The sequence below is a fragment of the Micromonospora sp. MW-13 genome (assembly GCF_003434305.1).
Lineage (GTDB): Bacteria > Actinomycetota > Actinomycetes > Mycobacteriales > Micromonosporaceae > Micromonospora.
Window position 1 is genome coordinate 52293 of the sequence record NZ_QKKX01000003.1, and the last position, 20822, is coordinate 73114.

At 74.5% G+C, this 20822-nt stretch carries 14 protein-coding genes, 1 pseudogene and 1 riboswitch; of the genes and pseudogenes, 9 read left to right on the forward strand and 6 right to left on the reverse strand.

What is annotated here, in order from left to right:
- Positions 1 to 11: 11 nt before the first annotated feature.
- Positions 12 to 5852 carry a ThuA domain-containing protein gene (locus C5N14_RS02225; protein WP_117665123.1) on the reverse strand — a complete coding sequence of 1947 codons (5841 nt, stop codon included), beginning with the start codon at positions 5850 to 5852 and terminating at the stop codon, positions 12 to 14.
- A 414-nt stretch (positions 5853 to 6266) separates the two neighbouring features.
- A riboswitch (TPP riboswitch) is annotated at positions 6267 to 6376 on the forward strand.
- Here C5N14_RS02225 and thiE point away from each other — a divergent pair.
- The 7 genes from thiE to thiC all read left to right on the forward strand — a co-directional run bounded on the left by thiE (position 6371) and on the right by thiC (position 12419).
- Positions 6371 to 6997, forward strand: a complete 627-nt coding sequence (gene thiE, locus C5N14_RS02230) for a thiamine phosphate synthase (RefSeq protein WP_117665124.1) — start codon at positions 6371 to 6373, stop codon at positions 6995 to 6997. It overlaps the preceding riboswitch by 6 nt.
- Entirely contained in the window at positions 6991 to 8094 is a 1104-nt protein-coding gene (gene thiO, locus C5N14_RS02235; RefSeq protein WP_165878017.1) for a glycine oxidase ThiO, read from the forward strand. Before thiE ends, thiO begins: the two co-directional genes overlap by 7 nt.
- Before the next feature lie 108 nt (positions 8095 to 8202).
- Positions 8203 to 8403, forward strand: coding sequence for a sulfur carrier protein ThiS (gene thiS, locus C5N14_RS02240; protein WP_117665125.1), 201 nt, complete (start codon positions 8203 to 8205; stop codon positions 8401 to 8403).
- A 5-nt stretch (positions 8404 to 8408) separates the two neighbouring features.
- Entirely contained in the window at positions 8409 to 9224 is an 816-nt protein-coding gene (locus tag C5N14_RS02245; protein ID WP_207892593.1) for a thiazole synthase, read from the forward strand.
- A gap of 62 nt (positions 9225 to 9286) precedes the next feature.
- On the forward strand, positions 9287 to 10015 hold the full coding sequence (locus C5N14_RS02250) for a thiamine phosphate synthase (RefSeq protein WP_117665196.1): 729 nt from the start codon (positions 9287 to 9289) through the stop codon (positions 10013 to 10015).
- Between the two features lie 5 nt (positions 10016 to 10020).
- Entirely contained in the window at positions 10021 to 10809 is a 789-nt protein-coding gene (gene thiD, locus C5N14_RS02255; protein ID WP_117665195.1) for a bifunctional hydroxymethylpyrimidine kinase/phosphomethylpyrimidine kinase, read from the forward strand.
- A 17-nt stretch (positions 10810 to 10826) separates the two neighbouring features.
- Positions 10827 to 12419 (forward strand): phosphomethylpyrimidine synthase ThiC, encoded by a 1593-nt coding sequence (gene thiC / locus C5N14_RS02260; RefSeq protein ID WP_117665126.1) that lies wholly within the window; start codon positions 10827 to 10829, stop codon positions 12417 to 12419.
- A 192-nt stretch (positions 12420 to 12611) separates the two neighbouring features.
- Here the strand turns inward: thiC and C5N14_RS02265 are convergent, their stop codons facing one another.
- The 4 genes and pseudogenes from C5N14_RS02265 to C5N14_RS02275 all read right to left on the reverse strand — a co-directional run bounded on the left by C5N14_RS02265 (position 12612) and on the right by C5N14_RS02275 (position 17242).
- Positions 12612 to 15230 (reverse strand): hypothetical protein, encoded by a 2619-nt coding sequence (locus tag C5N14_RS02265; RefSeq protein WP_117665127.1) that lies wholly within the window; start codon positions 15228 to 15230, stop codon positions 12612 to 12614.
- Between the two features lie 76 nt (positions 15231 to 15306).
- A pseudogene (locus C5N14_RS34060) lies at positions 15307 to 15427 on the reverse strand (cupin); the annotation flags it as partial.
- 16 nt (positions 15428 to 15443) lie between these two features.
- Positions 15444 to 16403, reverse strand: a complete 960-nt coding sequence (locus C5N14_RS02270) for an LLM class F420-dependent oxidoreductase (RefSeq protein WP_117665128.1) — start codon at positions 16401 to 16403, stop codon at positions 15444 to 15446.
- A 2-nt stretch (positions 16404 to 16405) separates the two neighbouring features.
- Positions 16406 to 17242 carry an ABC transporter ATP-binding protein gene (locus tag C5N14_RS02275; RefSeq protein ID WP_117665129.1) on the reverse strand — a complete coding sequence of 279 codons (837 nt, stop codon included), beginning with the start codon at positions 17240 to 17242 and terminating at the stop codon, positions 16406 to 16408.
- 266 nt (positions 17243 to 17508) lie between these two features.
- On the opposite strand from C5N14_RS02275, the gene C5N14_RS02280 reads away from it, so the two are divergent.
- The gene (locus C5N14_RS02280; protein WP_117665130.1) at positions 17509 to 18537 is read left to right on the forward strand and encodes an ABC transporter substrate-binding protein; all 1029 of its coding nucleotides are present in this window, start codon (positions 17509 to 17511) and stop codon (positions 18535 to 18537) included.
- A 99-nt stretch (positions 18538 to 18636) separates the two neighbouring features.
- A complete protein-coding gene (locus C5N14_RS02285; protein WP_117665131.1) occupies positions 18637 to 19500 on the forward strand; it encodes an ABC transporter permease in 864 nt (287 codons plus the stop codon).
- An 88-nt stretch (positions 19501 to 19588) separates the two neighbouring features.
- On the opposite strand, the gene C5N14_RS02290 is transcribed toward C5N14_RS02285, so the two are convergent.
- Positions 19589 to 20770 carry an ABC transporter substrate-binding protein gene (locus C5N14_RS02290; protein WP_117665132.1) on the reverse strand — a complete coding sequence of 394 codons (1182 nt, stop codon included), beginning with the start codon at positions 20768 to 20770 and terminating at the stop codon, positions 19589 to 19591.
- Between the last annotated feature and the right edge of the window lie 52 nt (positions 20771 to 20822).

A 20822-nucleotide genomic window follows, 5' to 3' on the forward strand; every position in this document is an offset into this window, starting at 1 on the left:
ACCCCGGTTGTTCAGAGTGAGCGGCCGGGGGCGATCCGGGTGGGATCGTCACCGAGCCGGCCGGCGCCCTTGACCGGCTTGCCGTCGTTGGCCTTCAGTCCGGCCCCGCTGGCCGCACCGCCGAGCCGGACGATCATGGCGTCGGCGTCGCGGACCAGCACGTCCCGGACGTCGGCCTCGGTCACCAGGGTGGTGTCGGCGGCCAACGCCCGGAAGGCGGTCAGCTGCTGCACCGCCCGCTTGTCGTTGCCCGCCGCCTCGGAGGCCCGGACCGCGTCCAGCTTGTTGGACAACTGCCGGTGCGCCTTGGTCGAGAGCCGCCCGGTCGCCTTGAACCGGTCCAGCAGGTTCTGCATGTCCCGGAACGAGGTGGTGACGAAGAACCGGACCGTCGAGGTGGTGGAGTTGCCCGCCTTGTCGGTCGCGGTCACGGTCAGCTCGTGCAGCCCGAGCGGCAGCTCGTACAGGGCCTGGAGGGTGCCGCCGGCGTACGCCCGGCCGTCCAGCACGCCGGTCGTCGCCTTGATGCCGGAGGTCGGGTCGACCGCCTGCCAGGAGATCCGGACGTCCTGGCTGTCGCCGTAGAGCTGCCCGTCGGCGATCCCGGACACCAGCAGCGTCGGCTTGCTGCCGTCGATCTTCACCACCGCCGACTTCAGCGTCTCGGCGTTGCCGGCGGTGTCGGTGGCCCGGTAGAGCAGCTCGTGCGTGCCGTCACCGGTTACCTCGACCGGCCCGGTGTACGGCGTCCAGGCGCCCCCGTCGAGCGCCCACTCCAGCTGCTCGACCCCGGAACCGGCGTCGGTGGAGGCGAGCACCACCGGGACGGTGCCGGCGTGCCAGCCGTCGTCGTTGGCCGGGGCGAACGCCGCCGAGCTGACCGGCGCGGTGGCGTCGATCCGCACGGCGACCTTCCTGGTCTCCTCCACGTTGCCGGCCCCGTCGGTCGAGCGGAACCGCAGCTCGTGCGCGCCGTCCCCGGTGATCTGCACCGGCCCGGCGTACGCGGTCCACGTGGTGGCCCCGTCGAGCTGGTACTCGGTGCCCGCCACCCCGCTGCCGCCGGCCTCGTCGGCCGCCGCCAGGGTGACCGTGACCGGCCCGGTGTGCCAGCCCTCGGTCGGGGTGCCGGAGACCGTGGCCGTCGTCACCGGAGCGGTCGTGTCGACCGCCTCGGTGCCGAGCCGGAAGTACTCGAACGACGCGGTCTTCGGGGTGGCCGCGTTGGCGCCGAGGGTGAACAGGCCCACCTTCGGGGTGGACCCGACGGCGGTGTTGGTCAACGCCTCCAGCGTCTGCCAGTCCTGCCCGTCTGCCGAGTACGACGCGGTGAAGGTGTTCCCGGTGCGGGCCAGCCGCAGGTGCCACACCGCCGAGGTCAGGTCGCTGACCTGGGGCTGCGGGTTCTGCACGGCCGCGCCGACCTCGCTGCGGAACTCGATCCGCCGGGTCACCGGCTGACCGGCCTGGTTGTCCACGATGAAGTCGAGCTTGACGTAGTTGTCGTCGTCGGCGTGGACGATCAGCCCGGCCTGCTGGTACTGCTCGGCCAGCAGGCTGCCGTCGACCTTCGTCTCCAGGGTCCAGTCACCCGAGGGCGCGGTCTGGAGGACGAAGTTCGTCGGCCCGGTGTTGGCGGCGCCGTAGATGTCGCCGGACGGCACGTCGATGCGCAGCGCGCCGCCGGTCACCCGGTACGCGGCCGGATCCTCCCGCAGCACCGCGTTCCACCGGCACTTGTCCAGGGTGCTGCCGGTGAACTCGTCGGACGCCTCGACCGGCCCGGCCGGGGCGTCCGGCGAGAGCTGGAACCAGTCGAACGCCGCGTCCACCACCGGGGCGCTCGTGCCGCCGTTGACCGCGAACAACCCGATCCGCGGGTTGTCGATGCCGGCGAGCGCGGCGGCCCGGCCGACCGGGGTGAAGGTCGCCCCGTCGGCTGAGAACGCCGCCGTCAGGTTCGTCCCGTCGCTGCTCAGTCGCAGGTAGACGCTGTCGCCGGCCGGGGCGGCGGCGCTGTCGGCCGCCTCGTTGCGGGGCGAGCCGGCGGTCTCCCGGATGAATTCCACCTTGCGGGTGCCGCCGTGCAGCAGGTCCAGCTTGGCGTAGTTGTCGTCGTTGCCGTAGACCAGCAGGCCGGCCTGCTGGTAGTCGGCCGTGGTGGGCAGGGTGATCTTCGTGGTGGCCTGCCAGGCGCCACTCGGGGCGGGCTGGAGGACCAGGTTGGTGGCGTCGTTGCGAGCGCCGTACAGGTCGCCGGAGGAGGTGGGCAGCCGCAGCGACCCACCGGAGACGGAATAGAGCTGGTTCTCCCGGACCACGGTCCAGCGGGCCTTGTCCAGGCTGGTGCCGAGGAAGTCGTCCGAGCGCGCCCCGAAGCAGGACGTGTTCGGCGCGTCGACCCGGACCGGGACGTTCGCGTACGACTTCGCGCCCCGGGCGTCGGTCACCGTCAGGGTGGCGGTGAAGGTGCCCGGCACGGTGTACGTGTGGGTGGCGTCCAGGGTGGTCGCCGTCTGGCCGTCGCCGAAGTCCCAGGCGTACGTCAGCGGGGTGTCGCCCTCGGCGTCGGTGGCCGTGCCGTCGAAGGAGACGGTGACCGGCGCGGTGCCGGTGGCCGGCGTCGCCGTGGCCGTGACCTGCGGCGGCGCGTTCTCCGTCACGCCCCGGCCGAGGAAGTCCATCCAGTTGACGTTGAACACCGAGCCGGCCCCGCCGGCCGGGTCCTTGGCGACGAAGTAGAGCGCGCCCGCGCCCGCACCCGCGCCGGTGACCGGGGCGGTCACGTCGACGAACTGCTGCCAGCCGCCGGTGCCGGGCACGGCGACGGACGCGACCAGCGGTCCGTCGACGGCGCTGGCGTGCACGTCGATCCGCCCGCCCTGGGTCGCCGAGGCCACCCGGAACCGGATCGAGTCGACGCCGGCCAGGCTGGCCGGGGCCAGCGACCACCAGTCGCCGTCCTCGATGAAGCCGATGTTCTGGCCGCCGCCGGCCGGGTCGGAGGTGGCCTCCTTCTGCACGCCCGGGTCGCCGCCGCCGGTGCCGCCGGGGGCCCGGCCGGTGGCGGTGAAGTACTCGGCCTGCTTGCGCTTGGGCTGCAACTGTTCGATGGCCCGGCCGGTCAGCGGGCCGGCCCCGCCAACCCCGCCGTCGTCGGTGTACGTCGCCTCGAAGACCGCGAAGACGTTCGCCTCCGCGCCGTGCCCGGAGGCCAGCGACGTCTGCACGGTGCCCGAGCAGCCGGTGTGCTGCTCCAGCGGGTGCGCGTGCTCGTCGTGGCCGAGCAGCACCTGGAGCCGGACCCGGTCGCAGTCGATAGTGCCGTCCTCCGGGTCGGTCACCTTGATCGTGTACCGGACCTGGTCGCCCCAGTCGAAGAAGCCGCCGTTGGGCGGGAACTCGATGGTCACCGTCGGGGCGGTGTTGCCGACCGTGACCGGCACGTTCGCCACGGCGGTGCGGCCGGCGGGGTTGGTGACGGTGAGCTGCGCCGTGTAGTCGCCGGCCTCGGCGTACGTGTGGGTGGGGTTGGCCTCGGTGGAGGTCTGCCCGTCGCCGAACGCCCAGGCGTAGGTGAGCGCGCCGCCGTCCGGGTCGCGGGAGCCGGCGCTGGAGAACCGCACGGTCAGCGGCGCGGGCCCGGAGGTCGGGTCGGCGCTGGCCTCGACGATCGGGGCCCGGTCACCGGCGACGTAGTCGATCCGGTAGACCCCGGAGTCGTCGTTGTTGCCGCCGAAGCCGGTGCCCCACTCGATCAGGTACAGCGCGCCGTCCGGCCCGAACTCGAAGTCCATCGGGCGGATCAGGCTCATCCCGGTCAGCAACTGGTTGATGTCGACCAGCGTCCTGCCGTCCGCGCCGACCTGCATCGTGTACATCTTCGACTGGTTCCACTCGCCGAACAGCGCCTTGCCGTCGTAGTAGGCCGGCCACTTGGTCTTCGACGGGTTGTCGGCGTCGTACCGGTAGGCCGGGCCGGCCATCGGGGCGCCGCCGCCGCCGATCTCGGGGAAGCGCGGGTTGCCGGAGTAGTCGTAGTCGACCGTGGCCGCGATGGCCGGGGGCAGGGTGGTCAGGCCGGTGTTGTTGGGGGAGTCGTTCACCGGCGCGGCGCAGTCGAACTTCGCCCCGCTCGGCCCCGACGGGAACTGGTAGTCGTTGTACGCGTAGTTCGCCCCGGTGCAGTACGGCCAGCCGTAGTTGCCCGGCCGGTCGACGATGTTCCACTCGACCGTGCCCTCGGGGCCCCGGTTCGGGTTCGCCGCGCCGGCGTCCGGCCCGTAGTCGCCGACGTAGAGGGTGTCGGTGGCCGGGTCGACGCCGATCCGGAACGGGTTGCGGAAGCCCATCGCGAAGATCTCCGGCCGGGTCTTCGCGGTGCCCGGCGCGAACAGGTTCCCCGCCGGCACGGTGTACGTGCCGTCGTCCTCGGGGTGGATCCGGATCACCTTGCCGCGCAGGTCGTTGGTGTTGCCGGAGCTGCGCTGCGCGTCGTAGTCCTGCCGGCCGGCCCGCTCGTCGATCGGGGTGAACGCGTCCGACTCGAACGGGTTGGTGTTGTCGCCGGTGGCCAGGTACAGGTTGCCGGCGGAGTCGAAGGTCATGCTGCCGCCGGCGTGGCAGCAGGTGTTGCGCTGGGTGGCGACCTGGAGGACGACCTTCTCGCTGGCCTTGTCGATGGTGTCCCCGGTGACGGTGAACCGGGACAGGTGGTTGCGCGGGCCGCCGCCGTTCGGGGCGTAGTACAGGTACACCCAGTTGTTGGTGGCGAAGTCCGGGTCGAGGCGGAGCCCGATCAGGCCGTCCTCATTGCCGGTGAAGACGTCCAGCCGCAGCGCGGTGACCGTGTTTCCGCTGTCCGGCTTGACGATCTGCACCCGGCCGTCGCGCTCGACGTAGAACACCCGGCCGTCCGGCGCGACGTCCAGCTCCATCGGGTTGCTGGTGTTGCTGTCCAGCGTGACCTTCTCGAAGCTCGACGTCTTCGACGCGCCACAGTCGGCCCGTTCGACGCCGGCCGCGGTGCGGATGCCGCCGAGCAGGTGGGTCAGGAACTCCGGGTCGGAGTACGACTCCTGGGTGTGCCCGCCGCCGGTGTACCAGGCCCGGCCGCCGTCGAAGTCCTGGCACCAGGCGGTCGGGTGGTCGGCGCCCATCGCGCCGGCCCCGGGGCTGTAGCTCGTCTCGTCCAGGCTGGCCAGCACGTGCACGTCGCCGCGCGGGTTGGACCGGAAGTTGTACCACTCGTCGAACCGGGACCAGCGGCCCGGCAGCGCGGCGGTGGACGGGTGCGCGTGGTCCTCCACCTTGACGGTGGCCTGCTGGTTGGCCGGGTGGCTGGCGAAGTACGCGCCGACCAGGTCGCCGTACCAGGACCAGCTGTACTCGGTGTCCGAGGCGGCGTGGATGCCGACGTACCCGCCCCCGCCCTGGATGTAGCGCTCGAACGCGGCCTGCTGGTCGGCGTCGAGGACGTCCCCGGTGGTCGACAGCCAGATGACCGCCCGGTACTTCGCCAGGTTCTCGTCGGTGAAGGCGGCCCCGTCCTCGCTGGCGTCGACGGTGAACCCGTTGTCGGCGCCGAGCTTCTGGATGGCCGCGAGGCCGGCCGGGATGGAATCGTGCCGGAAGCCGGCGGTCCTGGAGAAGACCAGCACCGCGAACGGGTCGGCCGCGGCGGCCCGCGCCTGCGCCGCCGGTGCCGGGGCGGCCTGCGCCGGCCGGGCCGAGGTCGCCGGGGCGGCCTGGGCGGCGGTGCCGGCGACCAGGCCGCCGGCGACGAGGGACAGCGTGAGGAGGGTGGCGGTGAGAGGGCCGCGGGGTAAGCGGCGGCGGCGGAATCGGGACACTCCATGCTCCTTTGTCCGTGCTGGACAGCGGTGTGCCTGGGGACGCTCGCCGCAGACCGTCCCCGGTCGGATCGGTGCCGGCCACGACGGTGCCGGCTGCCTGTCGTACCGGTGCGGGCCACGCCGAGGCCGCGCACCGTGTCGGGACCGACGGAGGCCACGCCGGGGCCCGCGTCGTCCGGTCGACGGAGGCCACGCCGGGCCCCGCCGAAATTATGTCGATTGGTTGAACAAATTAGCGCCGCTGGATCGGTTTCGGGCAAGGCGTGGGCGTGTAACGATTCGATATCGACGGTTCTCTTTTCCGTCGACGATGGAGGAAAGGGGGAAACCGGGCGGGCTGCGGGCGGCTCGTGGTCCAGCCCACTGGTCCACCCCCTTGGCGGAGCAGCCGATCCGTCGTACGGTGACACGCAAGTAACCCACGGGAGCCCGGTGTACCGGGCTGAGAGGGGGGCTGAGAGCCCCCGACCGTCGAACCTGATCCGGGTAATGCCGGCGCAGGGAGGAGAGTTGCCGTGCCGTCCCTCGGGCGACTGCATCTGATCACCGACACCCGGCCGGGCCGGGACCCGCTCGCCGTGCTGCGCGCCGCCCTCGCGGTGGCCCGCGCCGAGCTGGTCGTCCAGGTCCGCGTCACCGACGACACCACCGACCGCGCGGCGTACGACCTGGCCCGCCGGGTGGTCGCCGCGTGCGCGCCGTACGGGGCGACGTGCCTGGTCAACGACCGGCTGCACGTGGCGCTCGCGGTCGGCGCGGCCGGTGGGCACGTCGGCGCGGACGACCTGCCCGTGGCGGCGGCCCGCCGGCTCCTCGGCCCGGCCGCGACGCTCGGCGCGACCGCCCGGTCCCCGGGCACCGCCGCCGACGCGGTGGCCGCCGGGGCCAGCTACCTGGGCGTCGGCCCGTGCCACGCCACCGACACCAAGACCGGCCTGCCGGACCCGATCGGGCCCGCCGGGGTGCGTGCGGTCGCCACCGCCGTGGCCGTGCCGGTGATCGCCATCGGCGGGGTGACCGCCGCGACGGTCCCGGCGCTGCGCGCCGCCGGGGCGTACGGGGTGGCGGTGGTCGGGGCGCTCTCCGCCGCCGCCGACCCGGGCCGGGCCACCGCCGAGCTGCTCGGGGCGCTGACGTGCTGACGGCCACCGGGCAGGGGACCGCCGACGTGGCGGTGGTGGGTGCCGGGCCGGTCGGGCTGGCGGTCGCCTGGCGGTGTGCGGCGCGCGGGCTGCGGGTCGTGGTGCACGACCCGGCACCCGGGTCGGGCGCGTCGCACGTCGCGGCCGGGATGCTGTCGCCGGTCGCCGAGGCGTACTTCGGCGAGCACGAGCTGACCGGGCTGCTCGCCGCCTCCGCCGCCCGCTGGCCCGGGTTCGCCGCCGAGCTGGCCGAGGCCGCCGGGACCGGGTTCGGGTACCGCACCGAGGGCACCCTCGTCGTCGGGTTGACCAGCGACGACCTGGCCGAGGCGCGGCGGTTGTGGTCGTACCAGCGGGGGTTGGGGCTGCCGATCACCCCGCTGCGCCCCTCGGAGCTGCGCGACCGCGAGCCGGCGCTCGCCCCGCGGGTCCGCGGCGGCGCGGTCGCCCCCGGCGACCACCAGGTCGACCCCCGGCGGCTGGTCGCCGCGTTGCGGGTCGCCGCCGAGCGGGCCGGCGCGACCCTGGTCGCCGGCCCGGTGCGGGAGCTGTCCGACCTGGACGCCCGGGTGACCGTCGTCGCCGCCGGCTGCGGCGCCGCCGCCCTCACCGGGCTGCCGGTCCGGCCGGTTAAGGGGCAGATCCTGCGGCTCCGCGCGCCCGGCGGCGGCCCGCCGGGCTTCGGGCACGTGATCCGGGGGTACGCCGACGGCGAATCCGTCTACCTGGTGCCCCGGGACGGCGGTGAGGTGGTGGTCGGCGCGACCGTCGAGGAGCGCGCCGACACCGGGGTCACCGCCGGGGCGGTGCTGCGGCTGCTGCGCGCCGCCGTCGACCTGGTTCCCGAGCTGGCCGAGTACGACCTGGCGGAGGCGTCCGCCGGGCTGCGGCCCGGCACCCCGGACAATGCGCCGATCATCGGGCCGCTGCCCGGCCGGCCCGGGGTGCTCGCCGCCACCGGGCACCACCGGCACGGCATCGTGCTCACCCCGGTCACCGCCGACCTCGTCGCCGAGCTGGTCGTCACCGGGGAGGCGGACCCGCTGCTCGCCCCCTTCACCCCCGAGCGGTTCGCCGGCCACCGCCGGCACGGCTGATCACGGCGCGACCGGCCACGTCCTGGCGCGACCGGCCATGCCCGGCCCCACCGACCACGGCCCGCGCGACCGACCGCGGCCGGGTCGCCTTCGAGGAGGAGCACGCACATGGAACTGACGGTGAACGGCGCCGGGCGGACGCTGCCCCCCGGTGCGACCGTGGCGGACCTGGTCGGCCTGGTCACCGAGCAGCGCGGCGGCCTCGCCGTCGCCGTCAACGGCGAGGTGGTGCCGCGCGCCGGCTGGCCGGCGACCGCGCTGCGCGACGGCGACCGGGTCGAGGTGCTCAGCGCCGCCCAGGGCGGGTGAGCGGGATGCCCGTCGCACCGGCGTACCCCGACCGGGCCGCCCCCGAGCCGGCGTCCCTCGTCCTGGGCGGCGAGACGTTCGGGTCGCGGCTGATCCTCGGCACCGGCGGCGCGGCCAGCCTGCACGCGCTGGAGCAGGCGATCCGGGCCTCCGGCACCGAGCTGGTCACGCTCGCCCTGCGCCGCGTCGACACCGCCCCGGGCAGCGCCGGCGGGCTACTCGACCTGCTGGAGCGGTGCGGGGTGAAGCTGCTGCCGAACACGGCCGGCTGCCACACGGCCGGCGAGGCGGTCAGGGTCGCCCACCTGGCCCGCGAGGCGTTCGGCACCGACTGGGTGAAGCTGGAGGTGATCGGCGACGAGCGCACCCTGCTGCCCGACGGGGTGGAGCTGCTGCGCGCCGCCGAGGCGCTGGTCGCCGACGGGTTCACCGTGCTGCCGTACACGTCGGACGACCCGATCCTGGCCCGGCGGCTGGCCGACGTCGGCTGCGCCGCGGTGATGCCGGCAGGCGCGCCGATCGGCTCCGGCATGGGCGTCAACAACCCGCACCACATCCGGCTGATCCGGCAGGGCGTCGACGTGCCGGTGATCCTCGACGCCGGGATCGGCACCGCCTCCGACGCGGCGCTGGCCATGGAGCTGGGCTGCGACGCGGTGCTGCTGGCCAGCGCCGTGACCCGGGCCGCCGATCCGGTGGCGATGGCGACCGCCATGCGGTACGCGGTCCGCGCCGGCCGCCTCGCCGCCGGTGCGGGCCGCATCCCCCGCCGCTTCCACGCCCTGGCCTCCACCCCGGACGAGGGAAGGCCGGACCTGTGACCCGCATCGCTTCCGCCGATCGTGGTGGCAACCGGCCCCCGGCGGGACCGCCTCCTACCAGGATCGTCCAGGTTCCGTCGGGCGTTGTCGTGCTCACCGATCGGTGGCAGGCGCGGCGGGGACTGGTCGACGTCGTGGGCGCTGCCGTGGCCGGGGGAGCGCGGTGGGTGGTGCTGCGGGAGAAGGACCTGCCCCGCGCCGAGCGGGCCGCCCTCGCCGCCGACCTGCGCCCGATCCTCGCCGAGGCGGGCGGCACCCTGGTCGTCGCCGGCCCCGACCCCCTCGGCGGGGACGCCGCCCACCTGCCGGCCGCCGGCCCGTACCCGCCGCCGCGCCTCGGCCTCGTCGGCCGCTCCTGCCACGACGCGGCCGAGCTGGCGAGACTGACCACGGAGGACTACGTCACCGTCTCGCCCGTGTATCCGAGCAGGTCGAAGCCGGGGTACGGCCCACCGCTGCGCCCCGCCCGGCTGGGCGAGCTGATCCGGCTCAGCCCCGTGCCGGTCCTCGCCCTCGGCGGCATCGAGACCCCGGGCCAGGTCCGCGCCTGCGTCGAGGCGGGTGCCGTCGGGGTGGCGGTCCTCGGCGCGATCATGCGGGCCGGCGACCCCGGCGGGGCAGCCGCCGCGCTGACCATCCCCTTCGAGCCGCCGCGAACCCGGCACGACCGCGAAGAGGTCTCTCGAACGGGGCTGCGGCCGACCGGGCCCACGGAGGGATCGGGCCTGACCGCCCCGAGTGGGCGCGGTCGGCCGCAGCCCCCGACGGCTGGCGCCGGGAAGCGCAGGTGACCGGCGTGACGCCGACGACCGTGCTGACCATCGCCGGCTCCGACTCCGGCGGGGGTGCCGGCATCCAGGCCGACCTCAAGGTCTTCGCGGCCCTCGGCGCGTACGGCACCAGCGTGCTCACCGCCGTCACCGCGCAGAACACCCGGGGCGTGGACGCCGTCCTGCCGTTGCCGCCGCGCACGGTCACCGAGCAGCTCGACAGCGTGCTCGGCGACTTCCGCGTCCGGGCGGTGAAGATCGGGATGCTCGGCACCCCGGCCGTCGCCGACGCGGTCGCCGGGGCGGCACGGGCGGGCCGGCTGCCGCACCTCGTCATCGACCCGGTGCTGGCCGCCACCAGCGGGCACCGGCTCGGCGTGATCGGGGCGGTCGAGCGGCTGCTGCCGTACGCGGAGGTGGCGACGCCGAACCGCGCGGAGGCCGCGGCCCTCACCGGACGCCCGGTGACCACGGCCGAGGAGGTGGTCGCCGCCGCCCGGGCGCTCGTCGCCGGCGGCCCGGCGCACGTGGTGATCACCGGCGGCGACACGGTCACCGGTGGCGAAGCGGTCGACGTGCTGCACGGGGGCGGGGCGACCGTCCTGCTGCGCGCGCCCCGGGTGCCGACCCGGCACAGCCACGGCACGGGCTGCACGTTCTCGGCGGCGATCGCCGTCCGGCTGGCGCTGGGCGATCCGGTGCCGGTGGCCGTCGTGGCCGCCAAGAGGTACGTCACCCGCGCGCTGACCGGCGCGCGGGACTGGGAACTGGGCGCGGGACATGGCCCGCTGGACCACTTCGGCTGGTCCGGATGATCACCAGGGAGGCTGTCATGCAGGCACGACGCAAGGTCTACGTCGAGGGGGACCGGCCGGACGTCCGGGTGCCGTTCGCCGAGGTCGAGCTGACCGGGGACAACCCGCCGGTCCGGCTCTACGACACCTCGGGCCCCGGCTCGGACCCGGAGGTGGGGCTGCCGCCGCTGCGCGGGCCGTGGATCGCCGAGCGGGGGGACGTCGCGCCGGTCCGGGGCGCCGGGACCCCGCTGGCGGGCGCGGACGGCAAGCGGCCGACGCAGCTCGCGTACGCCCGGGCCGGCCTCGTCACCCCGGAGATGGAGTTCGTGGCGATCCGGGAGAACGTGGCCCCGGAGCTGGTGCGGGACGAGATCGCGGCGGGCCGGGCGGTGCTGCCGCTCAACGTCAACCACCCGGAGTGCGAGCCGGCGATCATCGGCAGGGCGTTCCTGGTGAAGGTGAACGCCAACATCGGCACCTCGGCGGTGACCTCCTCGGTCGCCGAGGAGGTGGAGAAGCTGACCTGGGCCACCCGCTGGGGCGCGGACACCGTGATGGACCTGTCCACCGGCAGCCGGATCCACGAGACCCGTGAGGCGATCGTGCGCAACTCGCCGGTGCCGATCGGGACGGTGCCGATCTACCAGGCCCTGGAGAAGGTCGGTGGGGACCCGGTCAAGCTGAGCTGGGAGGTCTTCCGGGAGACGGTGGTCGAGCAGGCCGAGCAGGGCGTGGACTACATGACCGTGCACGCCGGGGTGCTGCTGCCGTACGTGCCGCTGGCCGTGGACCGGGTGACCGGGATCGTCTCCCGGGGCGGCTCGATCATGGCCGCCTGGTGCCTGGCGCACCACGAGGAGAACTTCCTGTACACCAACTTCGCCGAGCTGTGCGCGTTGCTCGCCAGGTACGACGTGACGTTCTCGCTCGGCGACGGGCTGCGACCGGGGTCCATCGCGGACGCCAACGACGAGGCCCAGTTCGCCGAGCTGCGCACCCTCGGCGAGCTGACGAAGGTGGCCTGGGAGCACGACGTCCAGGTGATGATCGAGGGCCCCGGGCACGTGCCGATGCACAAGATCAAGGAGAACGTGGACCTCCAGCAGGAGTGGTGCCACGAGGCCCCGTTCTACACCCTCGGCCCGCTGACCACGGACATCGCGCCCGCGTACGACCACATCACCTCGGCGATCGGCGCGGCGATGATCGGCATGTACGGCACCGCCATGCTCTGCTACGTGACCCCGAAGGAGCACCTCGGACTGCCGGACCGGGACGACGTGAAGGCGGGCGTGATCGCGTACAAGATCGCGGCGCACGCGGCGGACCTGGCCAAGGGTCATCCCGGGGCGCAGGCCTGGGACGACGCGCTGTCGAAGGCGCGGTTCGAGTTCCGCTGGTCCGATCAGTTCAACCTCTCGCTGGACCCGGAGACCGCGCGGTCGTACCACGACGCGACGCTGCCGGCCGAGCCGGCGAAGACCGCGCACTTCTGCTCGATGTGCGGCCCGAAGTTCTGCTCAATGAAGATCACCCAGGAGCTGAAGGAGTACGCGGCGCGCGGCATGAGGGACAAGTCCGAGCAGTTCGTCGCCTCCGGCGGTCGGGTCTACCTGCCGCTGGCCTGACCCGCCCGGGAGGACGTCGGGTCGAGGCGGCTGGGCGGTCCGGCGGCGTGCCGGGGCCGGTGGGCGAGACCCCGGGTCGGCGGCGTGCCGGGGTCGGTGGGCGAGCCCCGAGTCGGCGGCTTCGGGGTCGGCGGCGTGCCGGGACCTGTGGCGAGACCCGGCACGCCGGCCGTCCGTCGTCGGCCCTCGCCGTCAGTCCCGGTGGTGGCGGCCGGAGGAACGCAGCGACCGCTGGCTGCCCTCCGGCCCGCCGGCCGGGTCCGGCACGGGGCGGGCCAGGCCGGCGACCCAGTCGACGTATTCCTCGTCCTGTGCCGGCAGCGGCTGTGCTTCCCGGCGGTCGTCCCGCTCGGTTGTGGGCGCCGCTTCGCCGGCGGTCCGGGCCCGGTTGCGCCGGAACAGGGCACGCCGGAGGCGGGACCGGGTGGTAGCCGGATCCTCGGGCGCGTCACCAGCCGCCGTGCTCGCGTTCCCCGGTCCGCCGCTGCCCGGTCCGCCGCTGCCCGGTCCGCCGCTGCCCGGTCCGCCGCTGCCCGGTCCGCCGCTGCCCGGCCCGCTGCTGGCCGGCCCACCACTGCCCGGCCCGCTGCTGGCCGGCCCGGCGTCGACCGACCCGGACTCGTCCGGTCCGGGGCTGGTCCGGCCGCTGTCGACTGGTCCGGGGTGGGCGGTCTGTCCGCTGCTGTCCCGGCCACCGCCGCCGTCTCGGCCCAGCTCGCTCGGTCCGGGCTCGGCCGGCCGGGGGTCCGGGGGCTGCGGCCCGGCCCCGCCACGGTCGCCGGTCGCCGTGGGACCCGCCCGCCGGACGGCGTTGCCGAACGCGTCCCAGCTCGTCACCTGCCCCAGGTCGGGAAGGGGCCGCCGAGGCCGGGGGCGCGGGTCGGGGTCGACGGGGTCCGGCCGGCTCTCCGGCGCGGCCGGGGGCGACGGGTCGCGCGGGCCGTCGTTCGTCCGGGTCGGCTCCGGCGGGGCGGGCTGCACCACGTCGTCGAACGAGGGTGCCTCGAAGAACGCGGGCTCGGCTCGCCGCCGGACCGGGGTGGCCGCCGGAGCGGCGGTTCCGGAGCGGTCCGGGGCACCGGCCGCGACCTCATCCGTCCCCGGAGCACTCCCGGAGCCGGCCGGACCCGTCGGGTCGGCGGTGGTTGCCGTGTCCAGCGGGCGCCCGGGTCGGGTTTCGCCCGTCGCGTCGGCGGTGACGCCCGTGCCGGGGCGGCTCGTGCCCGCAGCGTCGGCGGCGCTCCGATCCGTCACGGCGGCCGGTTCGGTGTCGGCCGGGCGGAGAATGTCGGTCGGGCCGAGGGTGTCGGCCGGGCCGAGATTGTCGGCCGGCGGGGGCGTCTCGGCGGCCGGCGCTCCCGGCCCGGTGCCGACCCTCGGACTGCGGACCCGCTTCGGCCGGGGCGCCGGGGCGGCCGGAACTCCCGCGTCCTCGTCGCCGGTGCGGGCGGCGTCGGTGGCGGGAGACGCGTCAGCGGCGCGGGTGTCAGCGGGGCGGACATCGGCGGGGCGGGGGTCGGCGACGGGGGAGACGCCGGTGGGGTGGGAGTCGTGGGCGATGGGGGGCGCGGCGTCGGCGGGGAAGGCGGCGTCGGCGGTGGCGTGCGGGTCGGTGGGGTGGGGCGGGGCGGCCTGCGTGGCAGGCGTCGCGCGGGCGGCCCCGGCGGCCATCGGCCACTCCCAGTGCGCCGGGGTGCTCCCGGCCGGCGTGCCCGTCGCGGCACGGTCCCGGGTGCCGCCGGGCCGTTCTTCCGGCAGCGGGTCGCCGACGGTCACGGGGACCCGACGGGCCGCTGCGGCGTCCGAGGCGGGCGGGTCGACGGGGTCGGCGTCGCCCGCGTCGCTGCCAGCGGGCACGGCCGGGCCGGTCGGCAGCGGCCGGAGGATGTCCGTGGGCTCGATCGCCGGGTCGCCGGCGGCCACGTCCGGCGCCGCGGGCTGGTCGGCGGCGCGGCCGGGGGTACCGAGCGGCCAGCGGGCCAGGGCGGCGGCGGCGGAGCCGAGCACGCCGGTGGCGACCGCGATCAGGGCCCCGTGGTAGGGGGCGAGCTGGTACCGGTCGACGGAACTCCCCGGGCCGGCGGCCAGGTAGGCGAAGGCGACCAGCACCGGGCCCGCCGCGCCGGACGCGCCGCCGATCAGCGGTGGGTGGCCCCGCCAGCGGGCCAGCGCGCCCGAGGCCGCGCCGGCGAGCAGGGCCACCAGCGGCAGCACCAGCATGGCCAGCCGCTGGGCCGCGGCGGAGCCGAGCCAGCCCGGCTCGAACACCCCCAGCCGTACGGTCGGCATCGGGCCGGTGCCGACCAGGGCCGGCAGGGACGAGACCAGGGCGACCAGCCACACCGCGCCGGCCACCATCGCCAGGTTCCAGCCAAGCGGCGGGCGGAGCAGCACGGCGAGCGCCGCCCCCGCGCCGACCACCGCGCCGAGGACGGCGCAGATGCCGACGGCCCAGACCGGGTCGACACCGGTCAGCTCGGTGGCGCGGGCCGGCTGCATGCACAGCGGGGTGACGACGGTCGCGCCCAGCGCCGCTGCGCCGGCCACCCCGAGCTGACCCGTCGTGGTGGCCACGACGGGTTCGGCGCGGGCGAGGCGCTCGGTCGCCACGGCCCCGACGACGGCGGCGACCGCCGCGAACCAGCTCACCCAGACCAACTGGGCCGGCCACCGGTTGACGGTGGCGTCGGTGAACTCGCCGGCGAGCCGGACGATGCCGAACCCGTACGCGACGCCGAGCTGGCCGGCCCCGGCCAGCACGCTCACCCCGAGCGCGGTGAGCAGCAGCTTGCCCCACGTCCGAAAGGCCATGTCGCGCACGTTACGGCCCGGTGCCCCCGATCGCCACCTTGGCGCAGCGCGGCGCGGCGACGCGCCCGGCCTGCGGCTACTTCAGCTCGGCCAGCCGGGCCAGGTACGTCGTGTCTCCGACAGTGGCAGGCAGGTGGACGACCCCGGGGGAGCGGTGGACCGCCGGCCGGCTCGTCGGCGTCGGCCGCCGGCCACCCGGCCCGGTCCCGCCGGTCACGTCGGTCGTCGATCCGCCCCGAGTTGCGGGAGCACCTCGGCGGCGATGAGCTCCAGGTGGTCCAGGTCGGCCAGGTCGATCAGGCGCAGGTGCACCCGGGCGGTCCCGATCGCGGCGAACTCGCCGATCCGGTCGACGAGCTGGGCGGGGGAGCCGATCACCGGGTCCTCCGGCGGCAGGGCGCTCCTGGCGTGCAGCGGTGCGGCCCGGTGCCGCACCTCGGCGTCGGTGCGCCCGACGGCCACCACGAGCCCGGCGGAGAGCACCAGCGGCGCCCGCCCCGAGCCGGTACGGCCGTGGCGGTCGCACGCCTCGACCACCCGGTCGTACGCGGCGGCCGTCTCGGCGACGCTCTTGAACGGCATGTTGAACTCGTCGGCGTACCGGGCGGCCAGTTCCGGGGTGCGCTTGGGGCCGCGCCCGCCGATGATCACCGGGGGGCCGGGCTGCTGCACCGGCTTGGGCAGGGCGGGCGCGTCGACCAGCCGGTAGTGGTCGCCGAAGAAGCTGTACGTCCCGCCGACCGGGGTGCGCCACAGGCCGGTGATCACTTCGAGCTGTTCGTCGAGCCGGTCGAAGCGCTCCCCGACGGCGGGGAACGGGATGCCGTACGAGGTGTGCTCCCGCTCGTACCAGCCGGCGCCGATGCCCAGCTCCACCCGGCCGCCGCTCATCTGGTCGACCTGGGCGACCATCACCGCGAGCGGCCCGGGCAGCCGGAAGGTGGCCGAGGTGACCAGGGTGCCGAGCCGGATCCGGGTGGTCTCCCGGGCCAGCGCGGCGAGGGTGAGCCAGGCGTCGGTGGGGCCGGGCAGCCCGGGGTCGGCACCCAGCGCCTGGTAGTGGTCGGCCCGCAGGAAGCCCTCGAAGCCGCCCGCCTCCAACGTCCGGGCGAAGCGGAGCTGGTCGTCGTAGCTGGCGCCCCGGTGCGGCTCGATGAAGACGGACACCCGCACGGTCAGCGTTCCTTCGCGCCGGCCTGTGCCGGGGTTTGCCGGTGGGTGCCGTGATCGAGCGGCACCGGGGCCGGCCCGGTCGGGGCGTCCCGTTCCATCAGCAGTTCGTGCAGCTCGGCGCTGACCCGGGCCACGTCGGCCAGGTGGGCGTTGCGGCCGAGGGTACGGGGGCGCGGGATGTCCACCTCGACCACCGAGCGGATCCGGCCGGGGCGGGGGCTCAGCACGACCACCCGGTCGGCGAGCAGCACCGCCTCGTCGATCGAGTGGGTGACGAAGACGATGGTGGCGCCGCTGGTCATGTGCACCCGCTGGAGCTCGCCGGAGAGCTCCTCGCGGGTGAGCGCGTCGAGGGCGGAGAACGGCTCGTCCATCAGCATCACCCGGGGGTCGCCGATGAGCGACCGGCACAGCGACACCCGCTGCTGCATGCCGCCGGACAGCTCGTGCGGCAGGCGCTTCTCGAACCCGGCCAGCCCGGCGAGTTCGAGCAGCTCCCGGGCGCGGTCGCGGTGCCTGGCCCGCTTCCAGCCGAAGATCTCCACCGGCAGCAGGACGTTGTCCAGCACCGATCGCCAGGGCAGCAGGGCGGGCCGCTGGAACAGCATGGCGATGTCCCGGCGGGGACGGGTGATCGGCGTGCCGCCGACGGTGATCTGCCCGGCGGTGACCGGCAGCAGCCCGGCGACCATGCGCAGTAGAGTGGACTTGCCGCAGCCCGAGCGCCCGAGCACGGCGACGAACTCGCCCTCGGCCACGTCGAGGTCGATCCCCCGCAGCGCCTCGACCCGGCCGGAGCGGCCGTCGAAGGTACGAGACACCCCGGACAGTCGGATCATCGCCGGTGTCCTCCCTGAGTAAGCGATCAGGAGCGCAGCCAGGGTAGCCCGCCGCCGGGCGTCTCGGGGGGGCCGGGGTGGACGACAGTTCGTTTCCGTTCCGCAACCGACACTCCTGGCTACACCGGCAGGTCCCTTGCGTAGTCTGTGCCGGCGAGAAGTCCCCTCACGACGGTGGCGTCGGCTCCCCCCTCTGTCGACGCCGTCGCTCTCGACGACCCGTCCAGAGGCGCATCGTCCCTGGTCGGAAAGGACATGGTGCACAGATGAACAGGCTGACCCGCACGGTCGCCGCGGCCGCTCTGGCCACTGCCCTCACCCTGGTGTCCGCGTGTAGCGGCGGCTCGGACTCGTCCGGCGCCAAGGGTGGCAACGGCAAGGGGCTGGAGAAAGTGACGTACCTCACTTCTTTTGGCAACTTCGGCCGTGACTCCTACGCCTGGGTGGCGAAGGAGAAGGGCTTCTTCAAGGAAGCCGGCTTCGACGTCGAGATCAAGCCCGGCCAGGGTACCGGTACCGTGATCCAGACGATCGTCGGCGGCCAGGCCGACTTCGGCCCCATCGACCTCACCGGTGGTCTGCTCCAGCTCGGCAACGGCGTGGCCAAGGACTTCATCGCCGTGGCCGCCATCCAGCAGCGCACGATGGCGGGCATCGCGACCGTCGAGGGCAAGAACATCGCCTCTCCGAAGGACCTGGAGGGCAAGAAGCTCGCCGACACCCCCGGCTCCGTGGTCCGCAACCTCTTCCCGACGTACGCCCGGCTGGCCGGTGTGGACGCCAGCAAGGTGACCTGGGTCAACGGCGACGCGCAGACCCTGATGGGCACGCTCGCCAACGGCCAGGTCGACGGCATCGGCCAGTTCGTCGTCGGTCAGCCGACCATCGAGTCGGTGACCAAGAAGAAGGCCGTCATGCTGCCCTACAGCAACGTGATGCAGGACCTCTACGGCAACGTGCTGATCACCTCCACCAAGATCGCCAAGGAAAAGCCGGAGATGGTCAAGCGGTTCACCGCCGCCCTGATGAAGGGCCTGGAGTACGCGCTGACCAACCCGCAGGAGGCGGCCGACATCCTGAAGAAGAACGTCGACGCCAGCAACCCGGCCGCCGCCGCCGCGGAGCTCCAGCTCATGGCCGGGTACGTCCGGTCCAGCAACTCGGGCACCCAGATCGGCACGCTGGACAGCGGGCGGGTCGCCAAGAGCATCGCGATCCTCCAGGGCGCGGGCTCGCTCAAGCAGAACCTCACCCCCGACCAGATCATCGACTTCGACCTCGCGCCGAAGGCCTGACCAGTCCGACCGTCCTCGGGGGTACGCCCCGCCGGCCTCCGGCGGGGCGTACCCCCGTTCCATCCCCCGGCCACCGCGCCGGTGGAAGAGGAGGAGAAGATGACCGACCTCCGGTCACCGGAGCCGGCGGTCGCGCCCCGGCCCGTCGCTTCCGCCCCCACACCCGCACCCGGGCGACCCGGTCTCAACGCCGGCGTGCGGTTCGGACTCAACGGCGCTCTGCTGCCCGCCTCGGGCCTGCTGATCGCGTTCGCGGTGTGGTGGGTCACCGCCCGGCTGGAGCTGGTCCACCCCGCCGCGCTGCCCACCCCCGGCTCGGTGCTGTCGGCGTTCACCGACAAGCCCGACAAGATGCTCCAACACACCGGCAGCACCCTGCTGGAGATCCTGATCGGCTTCGCGCTCTCCGCCGTGGCCGGGGTCCTGCTGGGGCTCTCGCTGGCCGCCTCGCGGACGGTGGAGCGGATGTTCACCCCGTTGCTCGTCGCGGTCAACGCGGTCCCGAAGATCACCCTCGGGCCGCTGCTGGTGGTGGCGCTCGGCTGGGGTCAGAAGCCGATCCTGACCATGGTCTTCCTGCTGTGCTTCTTCCCGATCGTGCTGTCCACCGCGACCGGCCTGACCACCACCCCGGCGGACATCGCCGAGCTGGTCCGCTCCTGGAACGCGTCCTGGTGGCAGGCGTTCCGCAAGGTGCGGTTCCCGGCCGCGCTGCCGCAGATCTTCGTCGGCCTGAAGGTGGCCATGCCGCTGGCCGCGATCGGCGCGGTGATCGGCGAGTTCCAGGCCGGGGAGAGTGGGCTCGGGTACGTCGTCACCCAGTACGCCGGCATCGGCGACACCGCCACCGCGTGGGCGGCCATCATGCTGGTGGCGCTGGTCAGCATCCTGCTCTACTCGGCGCTCGTCTTCCTGGAGCGACTGGCCCTGCCGTGGGTCCGGGAGACCACCTCGACCAGGTGAGCCCGGTCGGTCGGCCGGTTCGCCCGGTCGGCCGACCGGATGTCCGCCGTGACCGGCGCGGTCCCGCGCCGGTCACGGCGGACCCTCGTCAGCCGGCGAGCCGCCAGCGGCCACCCCGGGCGACCAGGGTGGTGAGGGCCTGCGGCATCAGCCCGGAGTGGTTGTCCGGGGTCATCCGGATCGGGCCCGACAGGCCGTCCAACTGGGACGTCTCAAGCACGTCGCGCAGGCCGTCCCGGCCGGGCTTGCCGGGCTGGCCGCCGGCCCGCAGCTCGGCGTCGGCGATGAGCTGCACCGCGTCCGCGGCGAACGACGAGAAGCCGTTGTAGCCGCCGAACCGTGCCGTGTAGTCCTGGAACCACTGGCGGCGGGCCGCCTTGGCGGGGGTGGTGGCGATGACGTCGTCGATCACCATGGTCTGGGTGAAGATCAGGGTGGCCCGTTCGGTCGACCGGGTCGACGCGCCGAGGAAGAGGTCTCCGGCCGCCGCCGCGTCGAAGAACAGCGAGCCCTTGAACTTGGCCTGCTGGGCGGCGCTGGCGGCGAGCATCGCCTGCTCCGGCGGGGTCCACACGATCAGTGCCTGCGGATCGCGCTCGGCCAGCGTGCGGACCGGCTGGCCGACCTCGGTCTCGGTGGCCTTGATCCCCTGGTCGCTGACCAGCCGGATGTCGGCCTTGACGAGCTCGCTGCGCAGGGCGGCGAGCCCCTCCCGGCCGTAGCTGTCCTCGCTGTTGAGCACCGCGACCTTGCGGATGCCGCGGCGGCGCAGCTCACCGGTGAGGGCGGCGGCGCTGTCCACCGCGTTCGGGGCCAGCTTGAACACGTACCGGCGGTCGGCCACCGGGCTGGCGACGGCGCTGGTCGGGGCGAGCGCGACGGTCGGGAGCTTCTTCTCGTTGATCGTGCGGACGGCGCCGACGGCGCATTCGTTGCAGCCGCCCATGATGAGCGCGCTGACCTGCGAGTCGTTGCTGAAGTCGTTCACGTTGCGCAGCGACTCGCTCGCGTCCGAGCGGTTGTCCTTCACCTTGAGTTCGATCTTCCGGGCGCCCAGGGCGCCCGAGGCGTTCAGCTGGTCTCTCTTCAGTTCCAGAGCGCGCTGGTACGCCTTGCCGGCCGGAGCCGCCGAGCCGGACAGCTCCAGGTCCACGGCGATCACGATGGGGCTCGTGTCCTGCTCCGCCGCGCCGAACTGGCAGCCGGTGAGGGTGGTGGCCAGGACGGCCGAGGCGAGCGCCGTGATGGTCACGGAGCGGATGGGGATCAACTCAGTCCTCCAGGTGCGGCGCGGGCGGCTGCCCGGTCACCGCCGCTTGTTC